The following is a 23,698-nucleotide window of genomic DNA, read 5'->3' as shown; positions in this document are numbered from 1 at the left end:
GAGTGGAATCGCGCCGATTGCCCTGATTTTCAGGCGTGTTAGCTTGGCGTTAGGCAACAGGAGGTCAGCATGCATCAAACGGCAAGAACCGTCGTCATTCACGAACACGGCGGCCCCGAAGTACTGAAGATTGAGGACAGGCCACTGAGCGATCCCGGGCCCGGAGAGGTGCGCATCCGTCATCATGCCTGTGGGCTGAACTTCATCGATGTTTACCAGCGCACCGGGTTGTACCCGATGGACTTGCCGCACGCATTAGGGATGGAGGCTGCCGGTGTGGTCGAAGCCGTTGGCGAAGGTGTGACCCATCTGGAACCCGGTCAGCGCGCCGCATATGCCGCTGCGCCTGCGGGGGCCTATTGCGAGGCACGTGTGATGCCCGCCGCGCAAGTCTGTCCCTTGCCGGACGGGATTTCGTTCGACGCGGCAGCAGCGATGATGCTCAAGGGGATGACCGTTGAATATCTGTTTCACCGCACGACTCCTTTGAAACGTGGGGATACCGTGTTGTTCCATGCAGCGGCGGGGGGCGTTGGCCTGATTGCCTGCCAATGGGCCAAATCCGAGGGGATAAAACTGATCGGCACCGCTGGCACGGATGAAAAATGCAGCCTGGCGCAGTTCAACGGCGCGGCTCACTGCATCAATTACCGCACCGAGAATTTCGCTGAGCGTGTGGCTGAGATTACCGGAGGCGAAGGTGTCGATGTGGTGATGGATTCCATCGGGGCGGATACGTTCGACGGATCACTGGACAGTCTGAAGCCGCTGGGAATGATGATCTCGTTCGGCAATGCTTCGGGGCCGGTGCCTCTTATGGATATTGGAATTCTGGCCAAGAAAGGGTCGCTCAAGATCACCCGGCCGACTTTGTTTACCCATATTGCCGATCATGCGGTCTGTCAGGCTATGGCCCGGCGTCTGTTCGGCAAGGTCGAAGGCGGAGAGGTCAAGATTCACATCGACCAGCGTTTCCCGCTGGAGCAGGTGGCCGACGCGCACCGTGCGCTTGAGGCCCGCCAAACCACCGGCAGCACGATTTTGGGGCTTTAGAAAAGAAAAAGGCCCGGCGATGTCACGCCGGGCCCCCTTTTGCGACAGCGCCAGCCTAGAAACGATAGGCTGCGCGGAACTGAAGGGTCGTTGCGTCCACGTCAACGCCGCTCGAGTTGAAATTGTTGAACTCATGATACAGGATTTCGCCGCCGATGCTGACATTCGGCGCAACGATCTGTTCATAGCCTGCGCCGATGAACCAGCCATCGTCGCTGCCAAGACTGTTGGTTCCGGCCTCGGCAAAGCCGCCGGTCCCGTATAGCAGGCTCTGCGAGTTCAGCTTGTACCCGGCCCGCGCCTTGACGCGCCAGACGTCGTCGACGTCTATGCCAGGTGCCAGGTTCACGTCGGTCCAGTCATAGTCCAGCCCACCACCGACGACCCAGTCGCCCAGATCATAGTCGTAGCCCAGTATGATACCCCCGATGAAGCCATCTCCGTCCACGCCCGAGACATTGGTGTCGATGTCAGCATAGCCCAACTGCAAACCGCCGTAGAACCCGGTCCAGTTGCCCGAGGATTGCGCCATTGCCGACCCAGCAGCAAAGGTTGCTATTACCGAGGCGAGAAGAAATTTACCTGTCATGTTGTTAGCCTTTCATCCGAAATGGAATTCGGCAGCGTTGCACTGCCCATTTGCGTATAAAATTACTACGGCCCGGTCGGATGACCGGATCACAGCATTTCTCGGATTCCGACCCGGTAGAATGTGCCGCTGTCTCGATTGCCTTGCGGCACTGGCCCGTAAATTTTCAGGCGCTTGTTTTTTGAGAACGTAGGTCTGAGACTTATGGGTTTCAAACTGCAATCGGCGGCAGAGTGATCCGCCGCCGATTTCAAAGGTATTGTCAGCGGGTTATTGCTGAAGCTCTGCCGGGTCTTTGTCGGCAATGGTTTCCCAGTTTGTGCTGGCCTGTTCGATAAAGCCCGGAATATCACCTTCCCAACGCTTCTGAATGCCTTCCGACAGGTTCAGGTACAACTTGTTATCGACGATTTTCCAATAGTTCGGGTCACCATCAAACTTGAAGCCCATGGCCGCGCCAAAGGCGCAGTAACCGCCATATGCGGGCAGGTACGCCTCGGGGTTCTCTTCAAACGCGGCTTTGTTTTCTTCGTTGGCAAAGCGGTACATGGCGTCGTTGTGGATCGAGGTGATCTGCCAATCGCCTTTGGTCGGCGCGCCTTCGGTGAAGTAAGCAACCGGGTCATAGCCCTGCATCGCCAGACCGGTGGTTGTGGTGTTCAGTTCGACGCCTGCGGCCAGGGCCGAGCTTGCGATTGCAACGGACAGCGCGACGCCGCCAAGGATGGATTTGAACTTGTTCATGGTTTTCACCTTTCGTGAAATGGGCCTCTGATCGGTGCGGAAATTGCACCTAGGAAACCCTGGGGATTTTGTTCAGTGCGACCGGTAATTGGTCGTCACGAACCCGAAGTGGGCAAGCATCCGTTCACGTTCAAAGCAATCAATTGTGAATGTGCGACAGCGAACGAAACATGTTCAGAAACGCAGAGTCCCCACTATGGGTCTGGCCGAAACCCAAGCACGAAATCGGTCACCTTCTGTACTGACATTTCGCACGGGCGTAACAGTGCGCCACTGTTACGGGTAAGATAGAGGTTCAGGCTGATATAGTCGCCACCGCCCAGCTCGTGCGCGATCAGTTTGTGGGATTTACCACCCGCTGCTTCCAGGCGGCTGACCCTGTACCGTTTACCACGGCTCAGCCCTGTGGAGCTCCCTGGCGGAATGGCGAAAAACGCGGAAAGAAAAATGTCAGTGGCGGTCAAGACTGACCGATTTTGGGTTCCGTCCCGGCGCGGATGCGGGCGACATTTGCGCTGTGACGCCAATAGACCAGCAGAGTCAGAATGATCCCCAGAAAGAAAGCAGAGCCGTCGGTCAGAACCATCACCCAGATGGTCGACATCGCGGCTGCGGCCAGCGCACCCAGAGATGAAATCCGCCAGATCGCGGCGGCAACCAGCCAGGTCAGGCAGCCGGCCAGGCCCACGCGCCAGTCCAGTGCCAGCCAAAGGCCCAGAAAAGTAGCGACGCCTTTGCCGCCTTTGAAACCCAGCCAGACCGGGAAGCAATGGCCCAGAAACGCAGCCAGCGCGGCTATCTGCGCGGCATCCTCTCCGGCCAATGCGCGAGCCAGGAGGACGGCTACCGCGCCCTTGGCAGCGTCGAAAATCAGGGTCAGCGCGGCGGCGGCCTTGTTACCGGTGCGCAGAACATTGGTCGCACCGATATTGCCCGACCCAATATTGCGCAGGTTGCCCAGGCCCATGACCTTGGCGATGATCATACCAAAGGGGATCGACCCCATAAGGTATCCAAGCACAGCCCATAGGATCAGCTGGGTTATCGAACTGTCAAAGGGCGGCATCAGGGTCTCCGGTAAATTTCTTTTCCAACCACGTAGGTTGCGGTGACCTTACCCTGCATCCTCTGGCCGTCAAACGGTGTGTTCTGCGATTTCGATTTGAGCGAGAACCGGTCCAGTACGAAGGGTACATCCGGGTCGAACAGCACGAGATCAGCAGGTGCACCTTCGGTCAGGCGGCCGCCATCCAGCCCCAGACGTTTTGCCGGGTTCAGAGACATGGCCCGGAACAGCGTCGGCAAGTCCAGTTGCCCCGCATGATACAAGCGCAGCGCCGCAGGCAGCAGCGTTTCCAGCGCCACCGCGCCCGAGGCGGCTTCTTCAAACGGCAGGCGTTTGCTTTCTTCGTCCTGTGGCGTGTGCATGGAACTGATCGTGTCAATAAGCCCGGTCCGAACCGCGTCGATGACCGCCTGCCGGTCGTCTTCAGACCGCAGTGGCGGCTTTACCTTGAAGAAGGTGCGATAGTCGGCCACGTCCAGTTCGTTCAGCGTCAGATGGTGGATCGAGGTGCCAGCAGTGATGTCCAGCCCGTTGCGCTTGGCCCGTTCCAGCGCGGGCAGGGCGCGGGCGGTGGTGATCTGGTCGGCGTGATACTTTGCGCCGGTCATTTCCAGCAGGGCGATGTCGCGGTCCAGCCCCATCCTCTCGGCCATTGGTGAGACCGAAGGCAGGCCGCGCAGGGCCGCGAACTTGCCACTGGTGGCGGCGGCACCGTTGCTAAGGCCCGGTTCTTGCGGATGTGCGATGACGAGGGCACCACAAGACTTTGCATAGGTCAGCGCGCGCGAAAAAACCTTGGTATCGGTTATCACATGGTCGCAATCGGTGAAGGCGACGGCCCCTGCATCCAGCAGGAAACCGATCTCGGTCATCTCACGCCCGTCACGCCCTTTTGTCAGTGCCGCCATCGGCAACACATTGACCGGCGTGTCCGCCTGTGCCCGGCGAGTGACGAATTCAAGGCTTTCGGGCGTGTCGATCGTGGGGATGGTGTCCGGGCGGGTGACGATGGTGGTGACACCCCCGGCTGCCGCGGCTAGGCCAGCCGACTTGTAGCTTTCCTTGTGCCTCTCGCCCGGCTCACAAACCTTGACGCCAATATCGACGATGCCAGGGGCGAGGCAATGCCCACCGCAATTGATGACCTGAGCGTCCGAGGCCGGGGCGTCGCCCTCGCCCCGCGCTGCAATTTGACCGTCGCGAACATGCAGCCAACCGGTGCTGTCCGTGCCGGTTTCCGGGTCGATCAGGCGGGCATTGGTAAAAATCAAATTGCTCATGCCATGGCCCTTTCGATTGCGGCTTTGGTGGCGGCGGGGTCCGCCTGGTATTTGATCAGGTGCTTGTCACCGCCCTTGGTGACGATCTGGACAAAGCTGCCCATGATATTGACCGATGCGATCTGATTCAGCGCGACCTTGCGCGGGCCGGGGCCTGTCAGAGTGGTGTCTGCCATCTGCCACTTGGCGACGAGTTCCTCGGAGGCCAGATACCAGGCGCGGATGCCAACGGCGGCCAACCCTGCAGGCGCGCCGGTCCATATATAGGGGTTGCCGACCAACCAAAGCACGGCCATTGCGCCCGCCATCGCCACGGCGGCCAGCCATGCATTAGTGCGGATATAGGCGCCTCGGTCGGGTGAGAAGGTCACAATATCAGCCACAGAGCCCCTCCGATGACCAGCAGGATCACCAGCGCCAGAACGGCCGACCCGATACGGTGGGGATTGCCTTCGTCGTGAACGGGCTGCGGTGCCGAGAAAGGTTTGGCGCTTTCGGTCTCAATAGGACCGCCGGTCCAGTTGGTGGCCTCTTCAGTGAAAAGACCGATCAGATGGACTCGAGTGTCGGGCTTAATCGTGGCCGCCCGGCCCCCGAAGGCGGCGCTGCGTACGGCCATGACCCAGCCTTCGACGGCTTCAAGGGCCGCCTTGTCCAGCTGGTCAGCGGACACGCCGCAACCGTCGTTGAGATACCCATAGAGCCCAAGATCCTCGAGGTCAGAAACCGGAAAGACGTCGATTTGATCCCTGTCCAGCCCAGAGACCCCCAGAACCTGATCTGCGGCACCGGGTTCGCGCAGGAATTTTGCCTCTTCCGGGCGCATGTCCAGTGCAAACAGGCGGATCACGCCGCGTTCGTGGGGGGCGACGGTCAGATCACTCATGCCGCTTCTCGCAAGTTGCGGGCCAGCAGTTCCATTGCGGCCATACGGACGGCGACGCCCATTTCCACCTGTTCCTGAATGACCGAGCGGTTGATGTCGTCGGCAAGGGTTCCGTCAATCTCGACCCCGCGGTTCATTGGCCCGGGATGCATGACGATCGCGTCGGGCTTGGCTTGCGCTAGCTTGGCAGCGTCCAACCCATAGCGGTGATAATATTCGCGTTCCGAAGGGATAAAGCCACCGTCCATCCGTTCCTTCTGGAGGCGCAACATCATCACGACATCGACGTCCTTGAGGCCCTCGTTCATGTCGTCGTAAATTTCGGCGCCAAATTCGGCAAACTGGCCGGGGACAAGCGTCGGAGGGCCAATCAGGCGGATGCGGTTTTCCATCTTGCCCAGCAGGATCAGGTTCGACCGGGCCACGCGGGAATGCGCGACATCACCGCAAATGGCAATGTTCAGCCGGTGCAGGCGGCCCTTGGCGCGGCGGATGGTCAGTGCGTCCAACAGAGCCTGCGTCGGGTGCTCGTGCCGTCCGTCGCCTGCGTTCAGCACTGCGCAATTCACTTTCTGCGCCAGCAGATCGACCGCGCCAGAATGCGGGTGCCGCACCACCAGCAGATCAGGATGCATCGCGTTCAGCGTCATCGCCGTGTCGATCAGCGTTTCACCCTTTTTGATCGAGCTGGCCTGCATTGCCATATTCATCACATCCGCACCCAGACGCTTGCCCGCCAGTTCGAAACTGGCCTGCGTGCGGGTCGAGTTTTCAAAGAACATGTTGATCTGGGTCAGCCCCGACAGCACGTCGGAATGCTTTGTCGACTGGCGGTTCATGTCGACATACTTCTCGGCCAGATCCAGAATGGCGGTGATATCGGACTGCGACAGATGCTCGATGCCAAGAAGGTGACGATGGGCGAAACGCATGGCGGGCTCCTGTCTGACAATCGGGCTGCTTATAGGAAGGTCCGCGCGCCGAGGCAACCTAAGGTTCCGGGCTTTCGGGCAGTTTCTCGCATCCGCCCTCGGGCAGGCATTGCTCACCCGGTTTGCACCACTTGCCGTATCCGCAGTCGATGGCCTTGACTGGTACGCAGCCCTGATGATCCGAGCATTTGAATCCGGGGCGACACTGCGAGCCGGTTTCCTCGCACACGAACCAGCCGGGACGAGAGCACCCTCCGCCCGGCAGGCAGGACGAGCCGCCGGTGCAGGTAAGCCCGTCATCGCAAATGGTGCGTAGGTCGCGCGGTGTTGGGTTGGTTCCGGTAGAGGTCGGCTCGCACTCACCGCGTGCGTTGCAGAATGTGCCGCCCGGGCAATCCAGACGCGAGGTGCATTTGTTGGCCCCGGCAGGTGCGCAGCGGGTGCCGCCGGCAACGCAGCGCTCGAACGGCCCACAGGTTCGGCCACCTCCGCAATACGTACCGCCCTGGGGGATGCAGTGGCCATCAAAGCTGCACCGCTGACCGCCTGAACAGCATCGGGTACCGCATTGGAACTGTCCTGCACGGCATTGGCTGTTCCGGTCGAACAACTGCGCGAAGGTCGGGCCGCTGAGCGGTGTCAGCAGCAGGAAAATCAGAAGGAATCGCAAAATCACCAGCATGAATACCGCAATCGTCGGTGCGACGGGTCGCCCGATCAAGGCCTATTCGCTTTCCCTCGATCAAAAGCTGGTTAGATTGTGGGATATGGAATCGGCTTTGGACTATCATACCGCGCGGGCGCTGCTGGAGTGGCAGATCGAACTGGGCGCAACCGATGCGATCGGTGATGCGCCGGTTGATCGCTATACGCTGCCCGACACTGCGCCCAAGGCCAAGAAACCGGCAACGGCGCAGGCTGCGCCTGCAAAACCCAAAAAGATTGACCCGGTTGCCGTGGCAAAATCAGCCGCCCAAAGCGCAGGATCGCTTGATCAACTGCGCGCCACGATGGAGGCGTTTGAACACTGCGAGCTGAAGCGCGGCGCACGGCAGTTGGTCTTTGCAGACGGCACGCCGGGCGCGCGGGTAATGATTATCGGCGAAGCACCGGGTCGCGAGGAAGACCGCGAAGGAAAGCCCTTTGTCGGGCGTGCGGGTCAGTTATTGGACAGAATGCTGGCCGCGATTGATTTGGATCGGACGTCTAACGCCTACATAACCAACGTCCTGCCGTGGCGACCACCGCAGAACCGCGACCCGAAACCGGAAGAGATTGGCATGATGAAGCCGTTCCTGGAACGGCACGTAGCACTGGCTAAGCCCGAGGTGCTGGTGATCATGGGTAACATCAGCTGTCAGGCGGTGCTGGGCAAACGCGGTATCACGCGGTTGCGCGGGCAGTGGAGTCAGGCGCTGGATCTGCCGGTCATCCCTATGTTTCACCCGGCTTATCTGCTGCGTCAGCCTCAGATGAAGCGACAGGCCTGGGCGGATCTGCTTGAGCTGAAGGCTCGGTTGGAGGGCAAGTGATGCGTATTCTGGCATTTTCCGATCTGCATATGGCGCGCAACCGCGCCGCCGAATTGGTTTCCGCCAGTACCGAGGCCGACCTTGTGATCGGTGCCGGGGACTATTGCAACATGCGTCAGGGGCTGGATGAGGCGATGGAGATGCTGTCCGGTATTACCGCGCCTTTCGTGCTGGTGCCCGGTAACGCCGAAAGTGCGCAGGAACTGACGGACGCCGCGCCCGAGGGCAGGCATGTTCTGCACGGAACCGGCATGACGCTGGATGGCCTGCGTGTCTTTGGGTTGGGATATGGTGTGCCAGTTACACCGTTTGGCGACTGGTCCTGCGACCTGACCGATGCCGAGGCCGCTGAGTTGCTGGATCGCTGCGATGGCGCGGATATTCTGATCGCGCATTCTCCGCCCAAGGGACATGGGGATGTGACGTCGACGGGCGATGCGGTGGGGTCGGTGGCGGTCCGCGATGCGGTGGAACGCCTGCAGCCGCAAGTTGCCCTCTGTGGCCATATCCATGACAGCTGGGGGTATCGCGGTACCATCGGGCGCACTCAGATTGCGAATCTGGGACCCGGCGTAAACTGGTTCGAGGTAGCTGTATGATAGAAACGGTAACGTTGCTGGCCTTTATTCCGGCAGCGCTGGTGCTGAATTTCACACCCGGTGCGGATATGATGTTCTGCTTTGGTCAGGGATTGCGATCCGGTGCCAGACCAGCCCTGATTGCCAGTGCGGGCGTGTCGGTTGGATTGATGGTTCATGTTCTGCTGGCGGGGCTGGGACTGGGCGCAGCCGTGTCCAGCCTGCCTTGGCTGTTCGATGTCATTCGCTGGATGGGCGTAGCGTATCTGCTATACCTTGCTTGGGGCGCGATCCGCAGCGGTGCAGTGTCGGCCGACGCCCCGGCCAAACCTACAAGATATGCCTTCCGCGACGGTCTGATCGTGAACCTGACCAACCCCAAGGTCATCCTGTTTGTTCTGGCTTTCATTCCCCAATTTGTGAACCCGGCGACTGGTCCGATTCTGCCGCAATTCCTAATGCTGGGCGTGATCATCGCACTGGGCGGGTTTGTAGTGAACGGCTTGGTTGGAGTATTCGCCGGAGGCGCGGGGCGGGTGCTGATCTCGAACCCGCGCGCATCTAGGATTATGGGCTGGGTGACAGGCGGAATTTTTGCCGCCTTAGCGATCCGGCTTGCCATCATGGAAAGGGCCTGACGTCACATGTCACGCATTGATGAAAGCCTGGAATTCATTCCAGTGCGGATTGCCGTTCTGACAGTCTCGGATACACGAACGCTAGACGAGGACCGTTCGGGTCAGACACTGGTCGAGCGGATCGAAGGCGCGGGTCATTCAGTGGTCGACCGCAAGATTATCCGGGATGAGCGGGGTGAGATCGCGGCGCAACTGCGCTTGTGGGTGGGAGACCCACTGATTGACGTGGTAATCTCGACCGGTGGCACTGGTTTGACGGGCCGAGATGTGACGGTCGAGGCCCATCGGGACGTCTATGAAAAGGAAATCGAGGCATTCGGCACCGTTTTCACCCATATTTCGATGGAAAAGATCGGCACTTCGGCCGTTCAATCCCGTGCCACGGGCGGCGTGGCGAGTGGCACCTACCTGTTTGCATTGCCCGGCAGTCCTGGGGCCTGCAAGGATGCCTGGGACGGTATTTTGGAAAAACAGTTCGATTTTCGCCACCGTCCCTGCAATTTCGTGGAAATAATGCCCCGATTGGACGAACATCTGCGACGGAAGTAGACTGGTCCTGCGTATAACTGTTCTAACTGCTTTGCGGGTTGGCATTTTTTTCTGTCCGGCTACCTTTTGCAGATAGCAGCGCATGCGACCGGGGTGAGTGACTGATGCGATTTCTGAGGCAAAGCCTTGTAGGTGTCTTTCTGGCGTCTCTGACGCTGGCCCTGCTGTTTGTTGCCTTCCAACTGATTGTCGGCGCGGTGCGCGAGACGCTGAACCGCGATAACGCGCCGCCGGAATCACGTGAACGCGTTTTTGCCGTTAGTGTCAAAACTGCCGAATTGGAGACAGTGACTCCTTACCTCGAAGCTTTTGGAGAGGTGCAAAGCCGTCGCCGTCTGGAGTTGCGCGCGGCACTGGGCGGGCGCGTGATGTCGCTGGCCGACGACTTCGAGGATGGCGGTACCGTTACGGCCGATGAGATTCTGGTTGAATTGGATCCGGCTGACGCGCAATCGGCGTTGGATCGGGCCAAATCCGATCTGCTGGATGCCCAATTCGAAGAACGGGATGCCGAACGCTCACTGCTTTTGGCACAGGACGAACTGAATTCGGCCGAGGCACAGGCCGAATTGCGCGGACGTGCCCTGCAACGTCAAAAAGATCTGGAAAGCCGCGGGGTCGGGGCGGCCGCCTCGGTGGAAGAGGCAGAGCTGGCCGCGGCAGCGGCTCAGCAATCGGTTCTGGCACGTCGTATTGCGCTAGCGCAGGCGGAATCGCGGGTAGATCAGGCAACCACCCTGCTGGCCCGTGCCCGGATTGCGCTTGAGGCCGCCGAACGCGATCTGGACGACATGACCATACGCGCGCGGTTTGGCGGCACCTTGACCGATGTGACATTGGTCGAAGGGCGTTTGGTTTCTGCCAACGAAAAACTGGCCGAGCTTGTCGACCCCAACGCGCTTGAGGTGGCCTTTCGTGTTTCGACCGCACAATACGTGCGCTTGCTGGGAGCAGAAGGCAATCTGATCAACGCACCAGTGACCGTATCGCTTGAGGTGACGGGCACCGATCTGATGGCGCAGGGTCGCATCAGTCGTGACAGCGGATCTGCCGGTGAAGGGCAGACCGGGCGGCTGGTCTATGCCCGGTTGGAAGATGCCCCGGGTTTCAAGCCCGGTGATTTTGTCACCGTGACGGTCGAGGAACAGCCGCTGGACAATGTGGTGCGGTTGCCGTCTTCGGCGCTGGATGCTGCTGGCGCTGTGCTGGTGCTGGGCGCAGATGATCGGCTGGAAACGCTGTCTGTAAACTTGATCCGCCGTCAGGGTGACGAAGTGCTGGTGCGGGGGGCGGGTCTGGAAGGGCGCGAGGTCGTTATTGGTCGCACGCCGTTACTGGGCGCAGGCATTCGCGTACGCCCACTTCGGATCGAGGCCAATGCCGGAACCGGGTTGGACATGGTCGAATTGACGGATGAATTGCGGGCTCAGCTGGTTGCTCGGGTCGAGGCCAGTGAACGCATGACCAAGGACGCCAAGGCCCGCGTTCTGGGGCAGCTGCGTGAGGCCAAAGTTCCGGCGTCTTTAGTGCGGAGCATTGAGAACCGGGCAGGAGGTTAGGCACGATGGTGCGTGAAATCCCCGGCGCGGCGAGCGGTATCCTCAGCTATTTCACACGGCATCGTACGATCGCGAACCTGTTGTTGGTGGTCATGCTGGTGCTGGGCGCGGCCGCGATGCCAGCAATGCGTGCGCAGTTTTTCCCGGATGTGATTCTCGAACGTGTCGATGTCGACGTCGAATGGGACGGAGCTGGCCCCGAGGATGTGGATAACGGCATCGTTCAGCTACTGGAACCGGCCTTGCAGGCAGTGGAAGGTGTGGCAGGCACGACGTCAAGCTCGCGTGAAGGGCGGGCCAATATCCGGCTGGAATTTGAACCGAATTGGGATATGTCGCGCGCGGTCGACGAAGTCAGAACCGCCGTTGACAGTGTAACGAACCTGCCCGAAGACGCCGAAGAACCCTCGATCCGGCGCGGTGCCTGGCGGGATCGGGTCACTGATGTTGTTATCACCGGGCCGGTGGACCCGGATCAGCTGGCCAAGTTTACCGACGAGCTGATCAACCGCCTGTTTGCGGTTGGAGTGACCCGTACGACAGTCCGGGGCGCCGCCGCCCCTCGCGTGGTGGTCGAGGTTCCGACCGCACAACTGATCGCCAACGATATCGCCATGTCCGACATAGCCTCGGCAATTGCCGCTGAGGTCACGGCTAGCCCGGCAGGCGATGTTTCCGGGGCCAACGCCCGTATCCGCACCGGTACGGAAAAACGCACCCCTGATGAGATTGAAGGCATCGCGCTGCGGAATTTCTCTGACGGGTCAAAGTTATACGTCGGCGATGTTGCAGAAATTCGCGTGGAAGGCGTCAATCGTATCCGCAGCTACTTTGTTGGCGAAAACCCGGCGATGTCAGTGCGCATAGACCGTTCAAACCTCGGCGATGCGATTGAAATTCAACGCTCGGTCGAGGACGTTGTCGCCGAATTTCAAGCCAGTCTACCGCAGGGAGTGACAGTTGAACTGATCCGAACCCGCGCGCAGGCAATCACAGATCGTTTGAATATTCTGGTCGATAACGGACTGATGGGGCTGGGCCTTGTGGTCTGTTTATTGTTCCTGTTTCTGAACGCGCGCATCGCCTTTTGGGTTGCCGCCGGTATTCCGGTTGCGATGTCGGCGGCAATTGCCCTGATGTATATCGGTGGGCTGTCTCTCAACATGGTGTCTCTGTTTGGCCTGATCATCACGTTGGGGATTGTCGTCGACGACGCTATCGTCGTTGGTGAGCATGCCGATTTTCGCGCCCGGCGGTTAGGAGAACCCCCGATCGTGGCGGCCGAACGGGCGGCGCGACGCATGGCAATGCCGGTTTTTGCCGCAACCCTGACGACCGTGATCGCCTTTTTTGGTCTGACCGCAATTGGTGGACGGTTTGGCGAGCTGATCCGCGACATCCCCTTTACCGTGATTGCGGTTCTGATTGCCTCGCTGATCGAGTGTTTTCTGATCCTGCCCAACCACATGGCCCATGCCATTGCGCACTCGGCCAAAGAACATTGGTATGACCTGCCCAATCGGGTGGTGAACCGCGGCTTTCGCTGGGTGCGGGATCATTTGTTCCGGCCGCTGATCGCCTGGGTTGTCTGGGCACGGTATGTGGTTGTCGCAGTGATGGTTGTGATCCTGGCCAGTCAGATTGCCCTGTTCATCCGTGGAGATGTGAACTGGCGGTTCTTCAATGCGCCGGAACGGGGATCGGTAACCGGTAACTTCATGATGGTCGAAGGGGCGACCCGAGCCGATACGCTGGACATGATGCGTCAGGTGCAGCGTGCGACAGAAGAACTGGGCAAGATTTATGAAGAGCGCCATGGGCGGAACCCCATCGACTATGTGCTGGCGGAAATCGGCGGTTCGGCGGGGTATGGTCTGGCGGCGGCCGACGGCAAGGATGACGATTTGCTGGGCGGTATTTCGATCGAACTGATCGACGCGGATCTGCGTCCGTATTCAAGCTTTGAATTCGTGGGCGAGTTGCAGGAATTTGTTCCACGCCACCCCAAGGTTGAACTGCTCTCATTCCGGGGCTGGCGGTCGGGGCCCGGTGGGGATTCGATAGACGTGGAGTTTTACGGTGCCGACGTAAATACGCTCAAGGCCGCGTCCGAGGACTTGCAGGCAGAGTTGGCTAAATACCCCGAAGTTTCGGCGGTGGAAGACGATCTGGCCTATGACAAGGAAGATTTCGTTCTTGACCTGACTGCCAAAGGGCAGGCGCTGGGTTTCCGGATCGAGACGCTGGGCCGTGTACTGCGCGACAGGTTGAACGGGATCGAAGCCGCGACATTCCCCGATGGTCCACGCAGCGCCGAGATTCGCGTTGAACTGCCCGAAGATGAGCTGACCGCCGATTTTCTGGAACGCACCCTGATGCGCACACCGGACGGTGTGTATGTGCCGCTGGCCGATATCGTTTCGGTCGAGCGCAAATCGGGGTTTTCGGTTGTTCGGCGCGAAAACGGGCTTCGGACGATCGCCGTGTTTGGCGACATTTCCGAAGATGACCCGGCTCGCGCGACAGAAATCGAGCGCGCGTTGAAAGAAGACATTTTGCCCAATATCGCAGCCGAACGACAGATCGAGTGGCGGCTGGCGGGCCTGAGCGAGCAGGAAGACGAATTCCTGTCCGAGGCACGCACAGGGCTGATCCTGTGTCTGACCGGGATATACCTTGTGTTGGCCTGGGTTTTTGCCAGTTGGACCCGGCCTGTCGTGGTAATGGCAATTATTCCGTTTGGTCTAGTTGGGGCGATCTGGGGCCACTACGTCTGGGATGTGCCTCTAAGTATGTTCACCGTAGTCGGTCTGTTGGGAATGACCGGTATCATCATCAACGATTCGATCGTCCTGGTGACAACCATTGACGAGTATCAGAAAAGCCGCGGACTGGTGCCCTCGATTGTCGAGGGAACTGCAGACCGGTTGCGGCCGGTGATGTTAACAACGCTGACAACAGTTCTGGGGCTGACACCACTGCTGTATGAGGGCTCGCAACAGGCGCAGTTTCTCAAACCTTCGGTGATTACACTGGTGTACGGACTGGGTTTTGGGATGCTTCTGGTGTTACTGTTGGTGCCGGCCTTGCTGGCCATTCTGAACGATCTGTCGCGGCCAATGACGGCAATGCGCCGGGCGCTGCGAGCGCCGGATCGTGTTGTGCAGGGCGCATTGTTGGCTACGGGATCGGCCCTGCTGGTCTGGTTCGGTGTCACCATGGTGTGGCCTGCGATTGCGGGCGTGCCTGTTGGCCCGCTGTCGGGCCTCTACCCGGGCGAGGGCGGCGCTGCGGCACTGAGCATGGGTCTAGGCGTGTTCGTCGTTGGCGCCGTGCCAATTCTGGTACTAAGCGTTGTGCTATCCAGTCTACTATATGTGCGCCTCAGGGGGCGAACCGCTTAACCCCGGCGTAAAGCTGTTTCCAGAAGGTCGATGACCCGGTCGCTCATCGGCAGATCGCCGCGTCTTATCTGTTCAACCGGAAACCAGCGGGCATCCAGCGCATCGTCATTGGCAAGCGGTGTGCCGGAACAATATCGGCAGGCTACCCCAACCAGCAGGTAGTGCGACAGGGTATTGCCTTGCGCGTCGTGGCGCAGCAGGTCCAGATTGTCGAGATAGAGCAGTGGTTCTGCGATGACCGACGTTTCCTCGTGCAGCTCTCTTTGCGCGGCCTGCAAAACGGTTTCACCCCACTCCACATGACCACCGGGAAATCCCCACAGCCCTGCGTCAGGCTGTTTGCTGCGCTGTACCAGCAGAACCTGGGCCTCGTGAACAACAACCGCCAGTGCGCCGATCTTTGGAGTGTTCTCCATGCTTCAGCCCGCGTTGCACCCCTGGATGTCGACGGCGTGATTGGCCCCCAGAACCGTGATCCTGATTTCGGATCGGTCCAGCGCAAATGGTCCACCTGCCCCGTTGATAACCTCGGACGTGGTCACCAGCGTATCCCCCTGCCGGGTCGTTTCCGGCTGCGAAGCCCAGAGTGCCGGGTTGCCCGGTTCAATTACGGCGATCTCGCTGCCTCCGGCTGACGGCATGGTAACGCGGGCCTCGATCCGGATACCATCTGATGTGGGCGTCAGGTGGCAGGTAGCGGCAGTTACACGAGCTTCTTTCGCCGAATAGGGACGTTGAGCCAATGCTGCCGCAATCGCCGGGTTTCGGTCGGCGTCCGCGTTCAGAACATGATCGAAGTCCAGCTGTTCGGGGATGCAGACGTCCTTGCAAACACCCAGGTCCATCTCACCACGTAACCGTACGGGTTTGGCCGGGTTGCGGGGGGTGACTTCAACCGGCAGTACCAGCTGATTGGCATAGCCGATCGATTGCAGGCCGTTTTGCACAAAAACCTCGGGTGAGGGCCAGGTGATCGACACATCCCCCACATTGCTTGATCCCTTCCAGTCAAACTGCGGTGGGATGCCAGCATCGCCGGGCGCGCGCCAATAGGTCTTCCAGCCATCCTTAAGGGTCAGGCGCAACGCGCCCAAATAGGTGCCGTCGGCCGTGCGTCCGCCATCAAGAACGTCCAGTTTCACAACCCCATCCGTAATCTGCGCATGCGCAGGGAAGATCAGGGCCAGGCTGGCTGTCACAGCAACGACAACGGGTTTGAAAAGGTGCTTCATCCCTTCTAAATGCGCGGTTCTGGCTTCGATTCCAAGTCACGTTCCGGTCACCCGGGTGAAATCTTGGGAAAAACGCTCTGATCCCTTGCCAATCCCGGTGCCCCGAGGCCATTGTTGAGGGGATCCAGAAAGGAATGACGATTCATGGACCTGACCGGAAAACTGTTGATTGCGATGCCTGGAATGGGGGATCCGCGTTTCGATCATTCGGTGGTTTACATGTGCAGCCACGGCGACGACGGGGCGATGGGGTTGATCGTCAACAAACCGTCAGATCTGCGGATCAAAACTCTGCTGGAGCAGCTGAATATCGCCTGTCGAATCCCGGTCGTGGGTGAACGTCTGGTTCATTTCGGTGGTCCGGTCGAGATGTCGCGCGGCTTTGTCCTGCATAGCGCGGACTATGACGCCAACCTACATTCCATGCAGATTTCTGACGATTTCAGCATGACCGCAACGCTGGATGTGCTCGAGGATCTGGCCTCGGGCCGGGGCCCGCTGAATTCAACTCTGGCGCTGGGATATTCCGGCTGGGGGCCCGGTCAGCTTGAGGATGAAATCGCCATGAATGGCTGGTTGACGACCGATGCGACTTCGAAACTGGTGTTTGATGTGCCCGACGATGAGAAATGGGAGGCTGCATTGGCCACGCTGGGTGTTGACCCGCTGACCCTGTCGGCCAGCGCCGGTCGGGCGTGATCAGCTGTCGCGTGGCGCAGCGGCGCGGCGCAGCCGGTCGTTGATTGCCGCCCCCAGCCCGTGATCCGGGATCGGTGACACGGCAATTGGGCGGCCGGTATCATTTAGCGCATGCATGGCCGAAAACAGGTTCGCCGCAGCCTCCGTTAGGTTTCCCTCCACCGACAGGTTCAGGTCACAATCGACAGGACCGAAACCCAGCAAAACCTCATCGCCTTGCCTGTTGTTTGCGTTCAGTCGTACCGAAGCATCCGGGGCGTAGTGAGATTGCAGCTGTCCGGGTGCGGTCAACAGATCGCCGTCCTGATGCAGGTGAAGTTGTGTGTTGAGAACGGTTTCGATTTGTTCTAGCGCCACGCCTCCCGGGCGCAGCAGGGTGGGCTCTCCCGCGAGGCCAACGATCGTGGATTCTACGCCAACACCGCACGGGCCGTCATCCAAAACCGCTGCGATGCGACCACGCAATCCCGCCATTACGTGATCGGCAGTTGTTGGGCTGATTTGGCCTGACGGGTTGGCTGACGGCGCCGCAACCGGCCCGTCAAAGTCTGACAACAGCGCACGGGCGGTGCCATGAGCGGGAACCCGCACTGCCAACGTATCCAGCCCGGCGGTGACCAGCGGTGAAATGTCATGACCGGCGCGCAGGGGTAATACCAGCGTCAAGGGGCCGGGCCAGAAGGCCGCAGCCAGCCTTTCGGCCCGGTCCGACCATTCGACATAGCGGTGCGCGGCCTCCACAGAGGCGACATGTGCAATCAGCGGATTGAAGCTGGGCCGCCCCTTGGCTGCGTAAATGCCTGCCACGGCCTCACCGTTGCGCGCGTCGCCCCCCAGCCCGTAGACTGTCTCGGTCGCAAAGGCGACCAGCAGTCCCTGCCGCAACAGGTCAGCGGCCTGTGCGATTCCGCCTGGATCGGCGGCTAATTCCAACGTGCCGTTTGGGATCATCTGTAGTGACGCCGCGTTTTGATTGCTTGTGCCATGGGGCTGGATAGGTAATCGAGTTCAACAAGGATGCATAAAGGTGGGCATTGCAATTTCCAACCCCACCCGCGAAAAACCGTATTGTTAGCCCCGAGGGAACTCATGTCATACCGCGCGCCCATTTCCGACTATGAACTGATATTCCGCCACGTCGTCGGATTCGACCGGATTGCAGAAACCGAGGAATTCTCGGAAGCCAGCGAAGATGTGGTCAGCGCAATTCTGACCGAAGCCGGAAAGATGTGCGAAGAGGTGATGGCCCCGCTGCAACGCCCCGGCGATCTGGAACCCACGCGTCTGGAGAATGGCGTGCTGCGGACCTCTCCGGGGTATAGCGACGGCTGGAAGGCGATTGCGGAAGGCGGCTGGATCGGGATGAGTGGTGATCCCGAATATGGTGGCATGGGCCTGCCGATGACCGTGACAACGGCAGTGAACGAAATGATGGCAGCTGCGTGTCTGTCACTGCAACTGGCACCGCTGATGACACAGGGCCAGATCGAGGCGTTGGAGCATCACGCCAGTGACGAACTGAAGGCGCTCTACCTGCCCAAGATGATTTCCGGTGAATGGTCGGGCACCATGAACCTGACCGAGCCGCAGGCCGGATCGGACGTTGGCGCGCTGACGTCAAAAGCGGAATCGAACGGAGATGGCACCTATTCGGTGACCGGGCAGAAGATTTTCATCTCCTGGGGCGACAACGATTTTGCGGAAAACGTCTGCCATCTGGTGCTGGCTCGCTTGCCGGATGGAGTGCCGGGAACCAAGGGGATTTCGCTGTTTCTGGTGCCCAAGTACCTGCCCGATGAGAATGGCAACCCCGGCGTGGCCAACGATCTGAAGGTCGTATCGCTTGAGCATAAAATGGGCTTGCACGGTTCGCCGACCTGCGTGATGCAGTATGACGGAGCCAAGGGCTGGCTTGTCGGCAATGAGCATGGTGGCATGGCCGCGATGTTCACCATGATGAATAACGCGCGTTTGGGCGTTGGTGGTCAGGGCGTTGGCGCGGCCGAAGGGGCGTACCAACACGCGCTGTCCTATGCACTGGAACGCAAACAGGGCAAGACGCCTTCGGGCACGATCATCGACCACGCAGATGTGCGCCGGATGCTGATGAGCATGCGCGCGGATACCTTTGCCGCGCGGGCAATCATGCTGGCCAACGCGGCGGCGATCGACATGGCCACTGCAACCGGCGATGACGAGTGGAAAGCACGCGCTGCGCTACTGACACCGATTTGCAAGGCGTTTGGCACCGAGACCGGTATGCGCGTGTCCGAGACCGGCGTTCAGGTGCATGGCGGCATGGGTTTTATCGAAGAAACCGGTGCGGCGCAGTTCTACCGCGATGTCCGCGTCACCGCGATCTATGAGGGCACCAACGGCATTCAGGCTATGGATCTGGTGGCGCGCAAGATGATGGATGGCGGCGAGGCGGCCTCGCGTCTGCTGGACGAGATCGAAGATCACGCCGAGCAGGCCCGCGCAACGGTACCAGATCTGGCCGGGCCCGTATGGGAGGCGACCGAGAGCCTGCGTGAAACCACTGAATGGATTGTGGCGCAGTCGGACATGAACAACCGGTTTGCCGGTGCGGTTCCGTATCTGCAAGCCTTTGCTCGCGTGTTGGGAGCGCATTACCACCTCAAGGCGGCACTGGCGGAACCCAACGGTCCGCGCTTCAAACTGGCGCGGTATTACATCAACGCGTTGCTACCGGAATATGCTGGTCTTCTGGTACAGGCGCAAAACGGGGCCGAGGACATTTATGCCCTCAGCGCCGAGGAGCTGGTGGCTTAATGGACGGAGATACTCCTTTGGCACTCCGATATCCGTGGCCCGAGCCTCCGGCGCCAGGCGAAGCGGTTGAGGTTGCCGAAGGGGTGCTGTGGATGCGGCTGCCGCTGCCCATGGCCTTGGATCACGTCAACATCTATGCGCTGGATGACGGCGATGGATGGACGGTGATCGACACCGGTATGTCGTCGAACAAGACCCGCCGCATATGGGCGGAACTGATGGCGGGGCCGCTGGCTGGCAAGTCGATCAACCGCGTGGTGGTTACCCATCACCACCCCGACCATATCGGCAACGCAGGCTGGTTCCAGTCCGAGCACGGGGCGGAGCTGGTAACGACCCGCACCGCCTGGTTGTTCGCACGGATGCTGCAATTGGACGTGCAGGAAAGCTGGCCGCAGGAAACGCTGGATTACTACCGCAGCGCCGGGATGGATGCCGATTTTCTGGCTAGGCGCATGACCCAACGGCCTTTCAACTTCTGCGACACGGTCTATCCGATGCCGCTGGGCTTTACCCGGATCAAGCAGGGCAGCGTGATCCGCATGGGCGGCCGCGATTGGGACGTGCATATGGGCAATGGTCACGCCCCCGAGCACGCAACTTTTTGGAGTCGCGATGACAATCTGGTGATTACCGGGGACCAGATCCTCAGCTCGATCAGTCCGAACTTGGGCGTTTATGTCACCGAACCGATGGCCGATCCTGTTGCCGAATGGCTTGAGGCCTGCGAGCGTTTGCAGGAACTTGCGCGGCCAGATCATTTGGCGTTGGGCGGGCACAAGCTGCCGTTCACCGGCCTGCCGCTGCGCATGAAACAACTGATCGACAACCACCATGGTGCACTGGAGCGGTTGCAGGATTACCTCGATACGCCAAAAACCGCCGCCGATTGCTTTGTCCCGCTGTTCAAGCGTTCGATCGGTGAGGGCGAGTATGGGCTGGCGCTGGTCGAGGCGGTTGCACATCTGAACCATCTTTACCACATTGGGACCGTTACCCGCACGCGGCGCGCGGACGGGGCGTGGGAGTTTCAGCGCAAAGGGTAAAGTCATGCAGGACCAGATCGAAACATCGGCCGAAGCAGCGGAAGCGGCGGCTTTGCCCCGATGTTATGAGTTTCACGCCAACCCAAATGCAAAATCCGGTGCCAAGGATCTGCCCGGCCAACTACAAAAACCGGTCGAAACCAAAAGTCCAGCGCAATGGGCTTATGAACGGCTGATCCTTTATATCCAGAACTTCGAACAGACACTGGACAGCGATCAAGAGGTCGCCATGGGCTTCACCGGCGGTGATGCCGGTGTGATGCGGATCGAAGGAATGGGGTATTTCGACCCCGATATCATCACCTTTTACGGCTCGGATGCGGCCGGTGCGCGAACCCAGCTGGTGCAGCATGTCAGCCAGCTGAACGTGATGCTACGGGCATTGCCGAAATCGGTCGAGGACAAACCCGCCAACCGCATCGGTTTCCGGCTGGCGAAGGATCTGGAAGAAAGCTGACCGTCTGACTTGCAATTCACGCCTGCGCAGCCTTGAATGAGTGCACTATTCAAGGGGGTGCCGCGTGACCAGTTTCTCAGCCGTTACAAGTGCCTACAGGGGCGCGTGGGCGCGCCGCAGAGTCTTTGTGCCGATCTACATTGCCGTGCGGCTGCTGCTGCTGGCGTTGATCGCGCCGGGTGTGGCGATCACGGTGAACCTTGCGGTGTCGCTGTCCAATCAGACTGCGCTGACCGATCAGGCCATCGCCGCCTTCATCCTGTCGCCCGCCGGGTTCGTCGCAGCGATTACCGTGCTCAGTCTGTTTCTGCTGGCCGAAGTGTTTGTTTTCTCGGTCATGGCAGGTTCACTGCGGATGGGAGAGGCCGATCCGTGGCGCGCGGGCAGTTCCTCAATCGGTCTGATCCTAACCCGCCTGCCCGCATTGTTCGGCTTTGCGGTGCGGTTTGTCTTACGCGTTCTGCTGCTGGTCCTGCCCTTTGCCGCCGTCGCCGCTTTGATCGCATGGTGGACGTTGACCGAGTATGACATCAATTACTACCTGACCTTCCACCCGCCCTCATTCTGGGTGGCAGTAGGGCTGATCGGGGTCGTGGTTCTGGCAATGGTCTGGGTGTTGATCCGCCGACTGTCAGGCTGGGCTTTGTCGCTGCATCTGGTGCTGTTTGAAAGCATTCACCCGGCGCATGCCTTCAACATCAGCGCCAACCGGATGGAGGGGAAACGCGGTCGTCTCAAGATCGAACTGGCGCTGTGGCTGGCTGTGCGCCTTGTCATTGCCGCTTTGATCGCATGGGTAGCGGGGCTGTTGTTTGCGCTAGTGCCGTTGCAAGGGGCGGCAAACCTGCGGCTGGCGCTGATCTACAGCCTGGCCGTTGCGGGCATCTGGTCTCTGGCCGGGCTGGTGCTGGCCGCCACGGCATTGGGCGCATTGGCAGTGCTGTTGGATGGCTTCTTTGAGGCTAAAACCGCAGAGCCGCCGCACCCCGAACCGGGCAGTCTGCGTATTCCGCTGTTTGCCGCACTTGGCGCGGCGGTGGTTGCTGTGCTGGTCGGGCTGTGGTTCGGGCAGCATCTGCTGGAGCGTGTGCAGGCCCCGGACCGGGCCGAGGTTATTGGCCACCGTGGAGCTGCCGCCCTACGGCCTGAAAACACAATGGCTTCGGTGCTGAAAGCGATAGAGGATGGCGCGGACTGGGTTGAGATAGACGTGCAGGAAACGGCGGATGGCGTGGTCATTGTGGCTCATGACAGCGATTTCATGAAGCTGGCCGGCGTTAACCTCAAGGTCTGGGACGCGACGATGGAGGACGTGGAGCAGATCGATATCGGCAGCTGGTTCGGCCCGGAATACTCCGACGAGCGGACACCGACGTTGCGCGAGGTACTGGAGGCGGCGAAGGGCAAGGCCAAGGTCATTATCGAGTTGAAATATTACGGACATGACGTCGATTTGGAAAACCGGGTTGTCGCAATCGTTGAAGAACTGCAGATGCAAGACGACATTGCAACCATGTCGCTAAAATACCCGGTGGTGCAAAAGATGAAATCCATTCGCCCCGATTGGCGCGCCGGTGTTCTGGCCGCAACAGCAGTGGGTGATCTGACAGGGCTTGAGGGTGATTTCATCGCCGTGAACGCGGCAATGGCGACACCGGGGCTGGTACGCTCGGTCCATGAGGCCGACAAGGACATCTATGTCTGGACGGTGAACGACCCGCTTCAGATGTCGGCCATGGCGTCGCTGGGGGTGGATGGTTTGATCACCGACCGTCCGGCGATGGCAAACGAGGTGCTAAGGGTGAGGGCGGAAATGGGCCCGGCAGAGCGGCTGTTGCTGTGGCTGGCGACCACCTTTGGCATGTCCATCGATACGCAGGCGATGCGCGATGCCAGCCCGTAAACTGGCTGTCATTCTGGCGTTGATTTCCTCTCCTGCAATGGCGCAGGACTTCATGCGCAACCTCGAGATGCCAGCCCATCGCGCGTTGATCACGCAGCGGGGTGAGGCGGATCCGATCCCTTTTGAGACGGATGGCTGTTCAGGCGGCCTTTCTTCCAGCTGGCGTTTTGTAGCCGACACCTTTCCCAAGTTTCGCGCGCTTTATGAAGCGCACCCACCATGGGAAGGCTGCTGCATCATCCATGACGGTGCCTATCACAATGCGGGTGGTGCGACGCAGGCAGAACAGAGCTTTGACGCCCGCCTTGCGGCTGACGATGCATTGCGCGCCTGTGTCAAACAACACGGAGCAGACCACGCCGAGGAATACGCTGACCGGTATGACATGACCCCGGATCAGATCCGCAAGGCCCACTCTGTGACGGCCGAGGCCATGTACACCGCCGTGCGTCTGGGCGGTGGTCCCTGTTCCGGCCTGCCCTGGCGCTGGGGGTTTGGGTATCCGGGGTGCTCGGTCTTTCAATCAGGGACCCCTGCGCGCGAATGACGTGGTGACAGGCTTCTGATTTTCGATTATCCAACATCTCAAACACGCGAATTAGGAATCTGAAAGTCATGGCTGAACACAAGCACGGCGAAATGGACATCACTGTTCAAACCAAAACCTTCAACAGTTTCATCAAGGCCACCACGTGGTGCGTGGTTGCGATCGTCTTCCTTTGCCTGTTCCTGGCGGTTTTTGCTGCTTAATCCAAAAC

At 59.9% G+C, this 23,698-nt stretch carries 25 protein-coding genes; 14 read left to right on the top strand and 11 right to left on the bottom strand.

Annotation, left to right across the window (positions count from 1 at the left end):
• Positions 1-69 precede the first annotated feature (69 nt).
• Complete coding sequence (locus tag ACR0IY_RS17300) at positions 70-1,053, top strand: quinone oxidoreductase family protein (RefSeq protein ID WP_480675466.1); 984 nt, start codon at positions 70-72, stop codon at positions 1,051-1,053.
• 55 nt (positions 1,054-1,108) lie between these two features.
• Here ACR0IY_RS17300 and ACR0IY_RS17295 read toward each other — a convergent pair whose 3' ends face one another.
• From ACR0IY_RS17295 to ACR0IY_RS17260, 8 genes are all read right to left on the bottom strand, one after another.
• On the bottom strand, positions 1,109-1,642 hold the full coding sequence (locus ACR0IY_RS17295; protein WP_480675464.1) for an outer membrane protein: 534 nt from the start codon (positions 1,640-1,642) through the stop codon (positions 1,109-1,111).
• A 270-nt stretch (positions 1,643-1,912) separates the two neighbouring features.
• Complete coding sequence (locus ACR0IY_RS17290) at positions 1,913-2,386, bottom strand: YHS domain-containing (seleno)protein (RefSeq protein WP_480675462.1); 474 nt, start codon at positions 2,384-2,386, stop codon at positions 1,913-1,915.
• Positions 2,387-2,846: 460 nt separating this feature from the next.
• Positions 2,847-3,452 carry a glycerol-3-phosphate 1-O-acyltransferase PlsY gene (plsY, locus tag ACR0IY_RS17285; protein WP_480675460.1) on the bottom strand — a complete coding sequence of 202 codons (606 nt, stop codon included), beginning with the start codon at positions 3,450-3,452 and terminating at the stop codon, positions 2,847-2,849.
• Positions 3,452-4,732, bottom strand: a complete 1,281-nt coding sequence (pyrC, locus tag ACR0IY_RS17280; protein WP_480675458.1) for a dihydroorotase — start codon at positions 4,730-4,732, stop codon at positions 3,452-3,454. The genes plsY and pyrC overlap by 1 nt, the downstream gene beginning before the upstream one ends.
• A complete protein-coding gene (locus ACR0IY_RS17275) occupies positions 4,729-5,115 on the bottom strand; it encodes a hypothetical protein (protein ID WP_480675456.1) in 387 nt (128 codons plus the stop codon). Before ACR0IY_RS17275 ends, pyrC begins: the two co-directional genes overlap by 4 nt.
• Entirely contained in the window at positions 5,100-5,618 is a 519-nt protein-coding gene (locus ACR0IY_RS17270; RefSeq protein ID WP_480675454.1) for a hypothetical protein, read from the bottom strand. Before ACR0IY_RS17270 ends, ACR0IY_RS17275 begins: the two co-directional genes overlap by 16 nt.
• Complete coding sequence (locus ACR0IY_RS17265) at positions 5,615-6,550, bottom strand: aspartate carbamoyltransferase catalytic subunit (RefSeq protein WP_480675452.1); 936 nt, start codon at positions 6,548-6,550, stop codon at positions 5,615-5,617. Before ACR0IY_RS17265 ends, ACR0IY_RS17270 begins: the two co-directional genes overlap by 4 nt.
• Positions 6,551-6,608: 58 nt before the next feature.
• On the bottom strand, positions 6,609-7,232 hold the full coding sequence (locus ACR0IY_RS17260) for a scavenger receptor class F, member 2 (protein ID WP_480675450.1): 624 nt from the start codon (positions 7,230-7,232) through the stop codon (positions 6,609-6,611).
• Positions 7,233-7,317: 85 nt separating this feature from the next.
• Between ACR0IY_RS17260 and ACR0IY_RS17255 the strand changes: the two genes are divergently transcribed.
• From ACR0IY_RS17255 to ACR0IY_RS17230, 6 genes are all read left to right on the top strand, one after another.
• The gene (locus ACR0IY_RS17255; protein WP_480675570.1) at positions 7,318-8,082 is read left to right on the top strand and encodes a uracil-DNA glycosylase; all 765 of its coding nucleotides are present in this window, start codon (positions 7,318-7,320) and stop codon (positions 8,080-8,082) included.
• Positions 8,082-8,681 carry a metallophosphoesterase family protein gene (locus ACR0IY_RS17250; protein WP_480675448.1) on the top strand — a complete coding sequence of 200 codons (600 nt, stop codon included), beginning with the start codon at positions 8,082-8,084 and terminating at the stop codon, positions 8,679-8,681. The genes ACR0IY_RS17255 and ACR0IY_RS17250 overlap by 1 nt, the downstream gene beginning before the upstream one ends.
• The gene (locus ACR0IY_RS17245) at positions 8,678-9,298 is read left to right on the top strand and encodes a LysE family translocator (protein ID WP_480675446.1); all 621 of its coding nucleotides are present in this window, start codon (positions 8,678-8,680) and stop codon (positions 9,296-9,298) included. Before ACR0IY_RS17250 ends, ACR0IY_RS17245 begins: the two co-directional genes overlap by 4 nt.
• A 6-nt stretch (positions 9,299-9,304) precedes the next feature.
• Positions 9,305-9,847, top strand: a complete 543-nt coding sequence (gene moaB / locus ACR0IY_RS17240) for a molybdenum cofactor biosynthesis protein B (RefSeq protein ID WP_480675444.1) — start codon at positions 9,305-9,307, stop codon at positions 9,845-9,847.
• A gap of 104 nt (positions 9,848-9,951) precedes the next feature.
• Complete coding sequence (locus ACR0IY_RS17235) at positions 9,952-11,406, top strand: efflux RND transporter periplasmic adaptor subunit (RefSeq protein ID WP_480675442.1); 1,455 nt, start codon at positions 9,952-9,954, stop codon at positions 11,404-11,406.
• A 5-nt stretch (positions 11,407-11,411) separates the two neighbouring features.
• Positions 11,412-14,810, top strand: coding sequence for an efflux RND transporter permease subunit (locus ACR0IY_RS17230; RefSeq protein WP_480675440.1), 3,399 nt, complete (start codon positions 11,412-11,414; stop codon positions 14,808-14,810).
• Here the strand turns inward: ACR0IY_RS17230 and ACR0IY_RS17225 are convergent.
• Together ACR0IY_RS17225 and ACR0IY_RS17220 are read right to left on the bottom strand one after the other, a co-directional pair.
• Entirely contained in the window at positions 14,807-15,226 is a 420-nt protein-coding gene (locus ACR0IY_RS17225) for an NUDIX hydrolase (protein WP_480675439.1), read from the bottom strand. The genes ACR0IY_RS17230 and ACR0IY_RS17225 overlap by 4 nt on opposite strands.
• 3 nt (positions 15,227-15,229) lie before the next feature.
• Positions 15,230-16,042, bottom strand: a complete 813-nt coding sequence (locus tag ACR0IY_RS17220; protein WP_480675438.1) for a protein-disulfide reductase DsbD domain-containing protein — start codon at positions 16,040-16,042, stop codon at positions 15,230-15,232.
• Positions 16,043-16,186: 144 nt separating this feature from the next.
• Here ACR0IY_RS17220 and ACR0IY_RS17215 point away from each other — a divergent pair, with 144 nt between their 5' ends.
• On the top strand, positions 16,187-16,741 hold the full coding sequence (locus tag ACR0IY_RS17215) for a YqgE/AlgH family protein (RefSeq protein ID WP_480675436.1): 555 nt from the start codon (positions 16,187-16,189) through the stop codon (positions 16,739-16,741).
• On the opposite strand, the gene ACR0IY_RS17210 is transcribed toward ACR0IY_RS17215, so the two are convergent.
• Positions 16,742-17,692, bottom strand: a complete 951-nt coding sequence (locus ACR0IY_RS17210) for an L-threonylcarbamoyladenylate synthase (RefSeq protein WP_480675434.1) — start codon at positions 17,690-17,692, stop codon at positions 16,742-16,744.
• A 138-nt stretch (positions 17,693-17,830) separates the two neighbouring features.
• Here ACR0IY_RS17210 and ACR0IY_RS17205 point away from each other — a divergent pair, with 138 nt between their 5' ends.
• From ACR0IY_RS17205 to ACR0IY_RS17180, 6 genes are all read left to right on the top strand, one after another.
• On the top strand, positions 17,831-19,534 hold the full coding sequence (locus ACR0IY_RS17205; RefSeq protein WP_480675432.1) for an acyl-CoA dehydrogenase family protein: 1,704 nt from the start codon (positions 17,831-17,833) through the stop codon (positions 19,532-19,534).
• Positions 19,534-20,580, top strand: coding sequence for an MBL fold metallo-hydrolase (locus ACR0IY_RS17200; protein ID WP_480675430.1), 1,047 nt, complete (start codon positions 19,534-19,536; stop codon positions 20,578-20,580). Before ACR0IY_RS17205 ends, ACR0IY_RS17200 begins: the two co-directional genes overlap by 1 nt.
• 4 nt (positions 20,581-20,584) lie before the next feature.
• Entirely contained in the window at positions 20,585-21,037 is a 453-nt protein-coding gene (locus ACR0IY_RS17195; RefSeq protein ID WP_480675428.1) for a DUF6173 family protein, read from the top strand.
• 64 nt (positions 21,038-21,101) lie between these two features.
• Positions 21,102-22,940: a glycerophosphodiester phosphodiesterase gene (locus ACR0IY_RS17190; protein ID WP_480675426.1), complete on the top strand. Its 1,839-nt coding sequence runs from the start codon at positions 21,102-21,104 to the stop codon at positions 22,938-22,940.
• Positions 22,927-23,487, top strand: coding sequence for a hypothetical protein (locus tag ACR0IY_RS17185; protein WP_480675424.1), 561 nt, complete (start codon positions 22,927-22,929; stop codon positions 23,485-23,487). The genes ACR0IY_RS17190 and ACR0IY_RS17185 overlap by 14 nt, the downstream gene beginning before the upstream one ends.
• 68 nt (positions 23,488-23,555) lie before the next feature.
• Positions 23,556-23,690, top strand: coding sequence for an aa3-type cytochrome c oxidase subunit IV (locus ACR0IY_RS17180; RefSeq protein WP_480675422.1), 135 nt, complete (start codon positions 23,556-23,558; stop codon positions 23,688-23,690).
• Positions 23,691-23,698: the final 8 nt, after the last annotated feature.

It is taken from the genome of Ruegeria sp. BC1 (assembly GCF_056539305.1).
The sequence above is the reverse complement of the archived record's forward strand: the minus strand, read 5'-3'. Positions and strand labels throughout refer to the sequence as shown.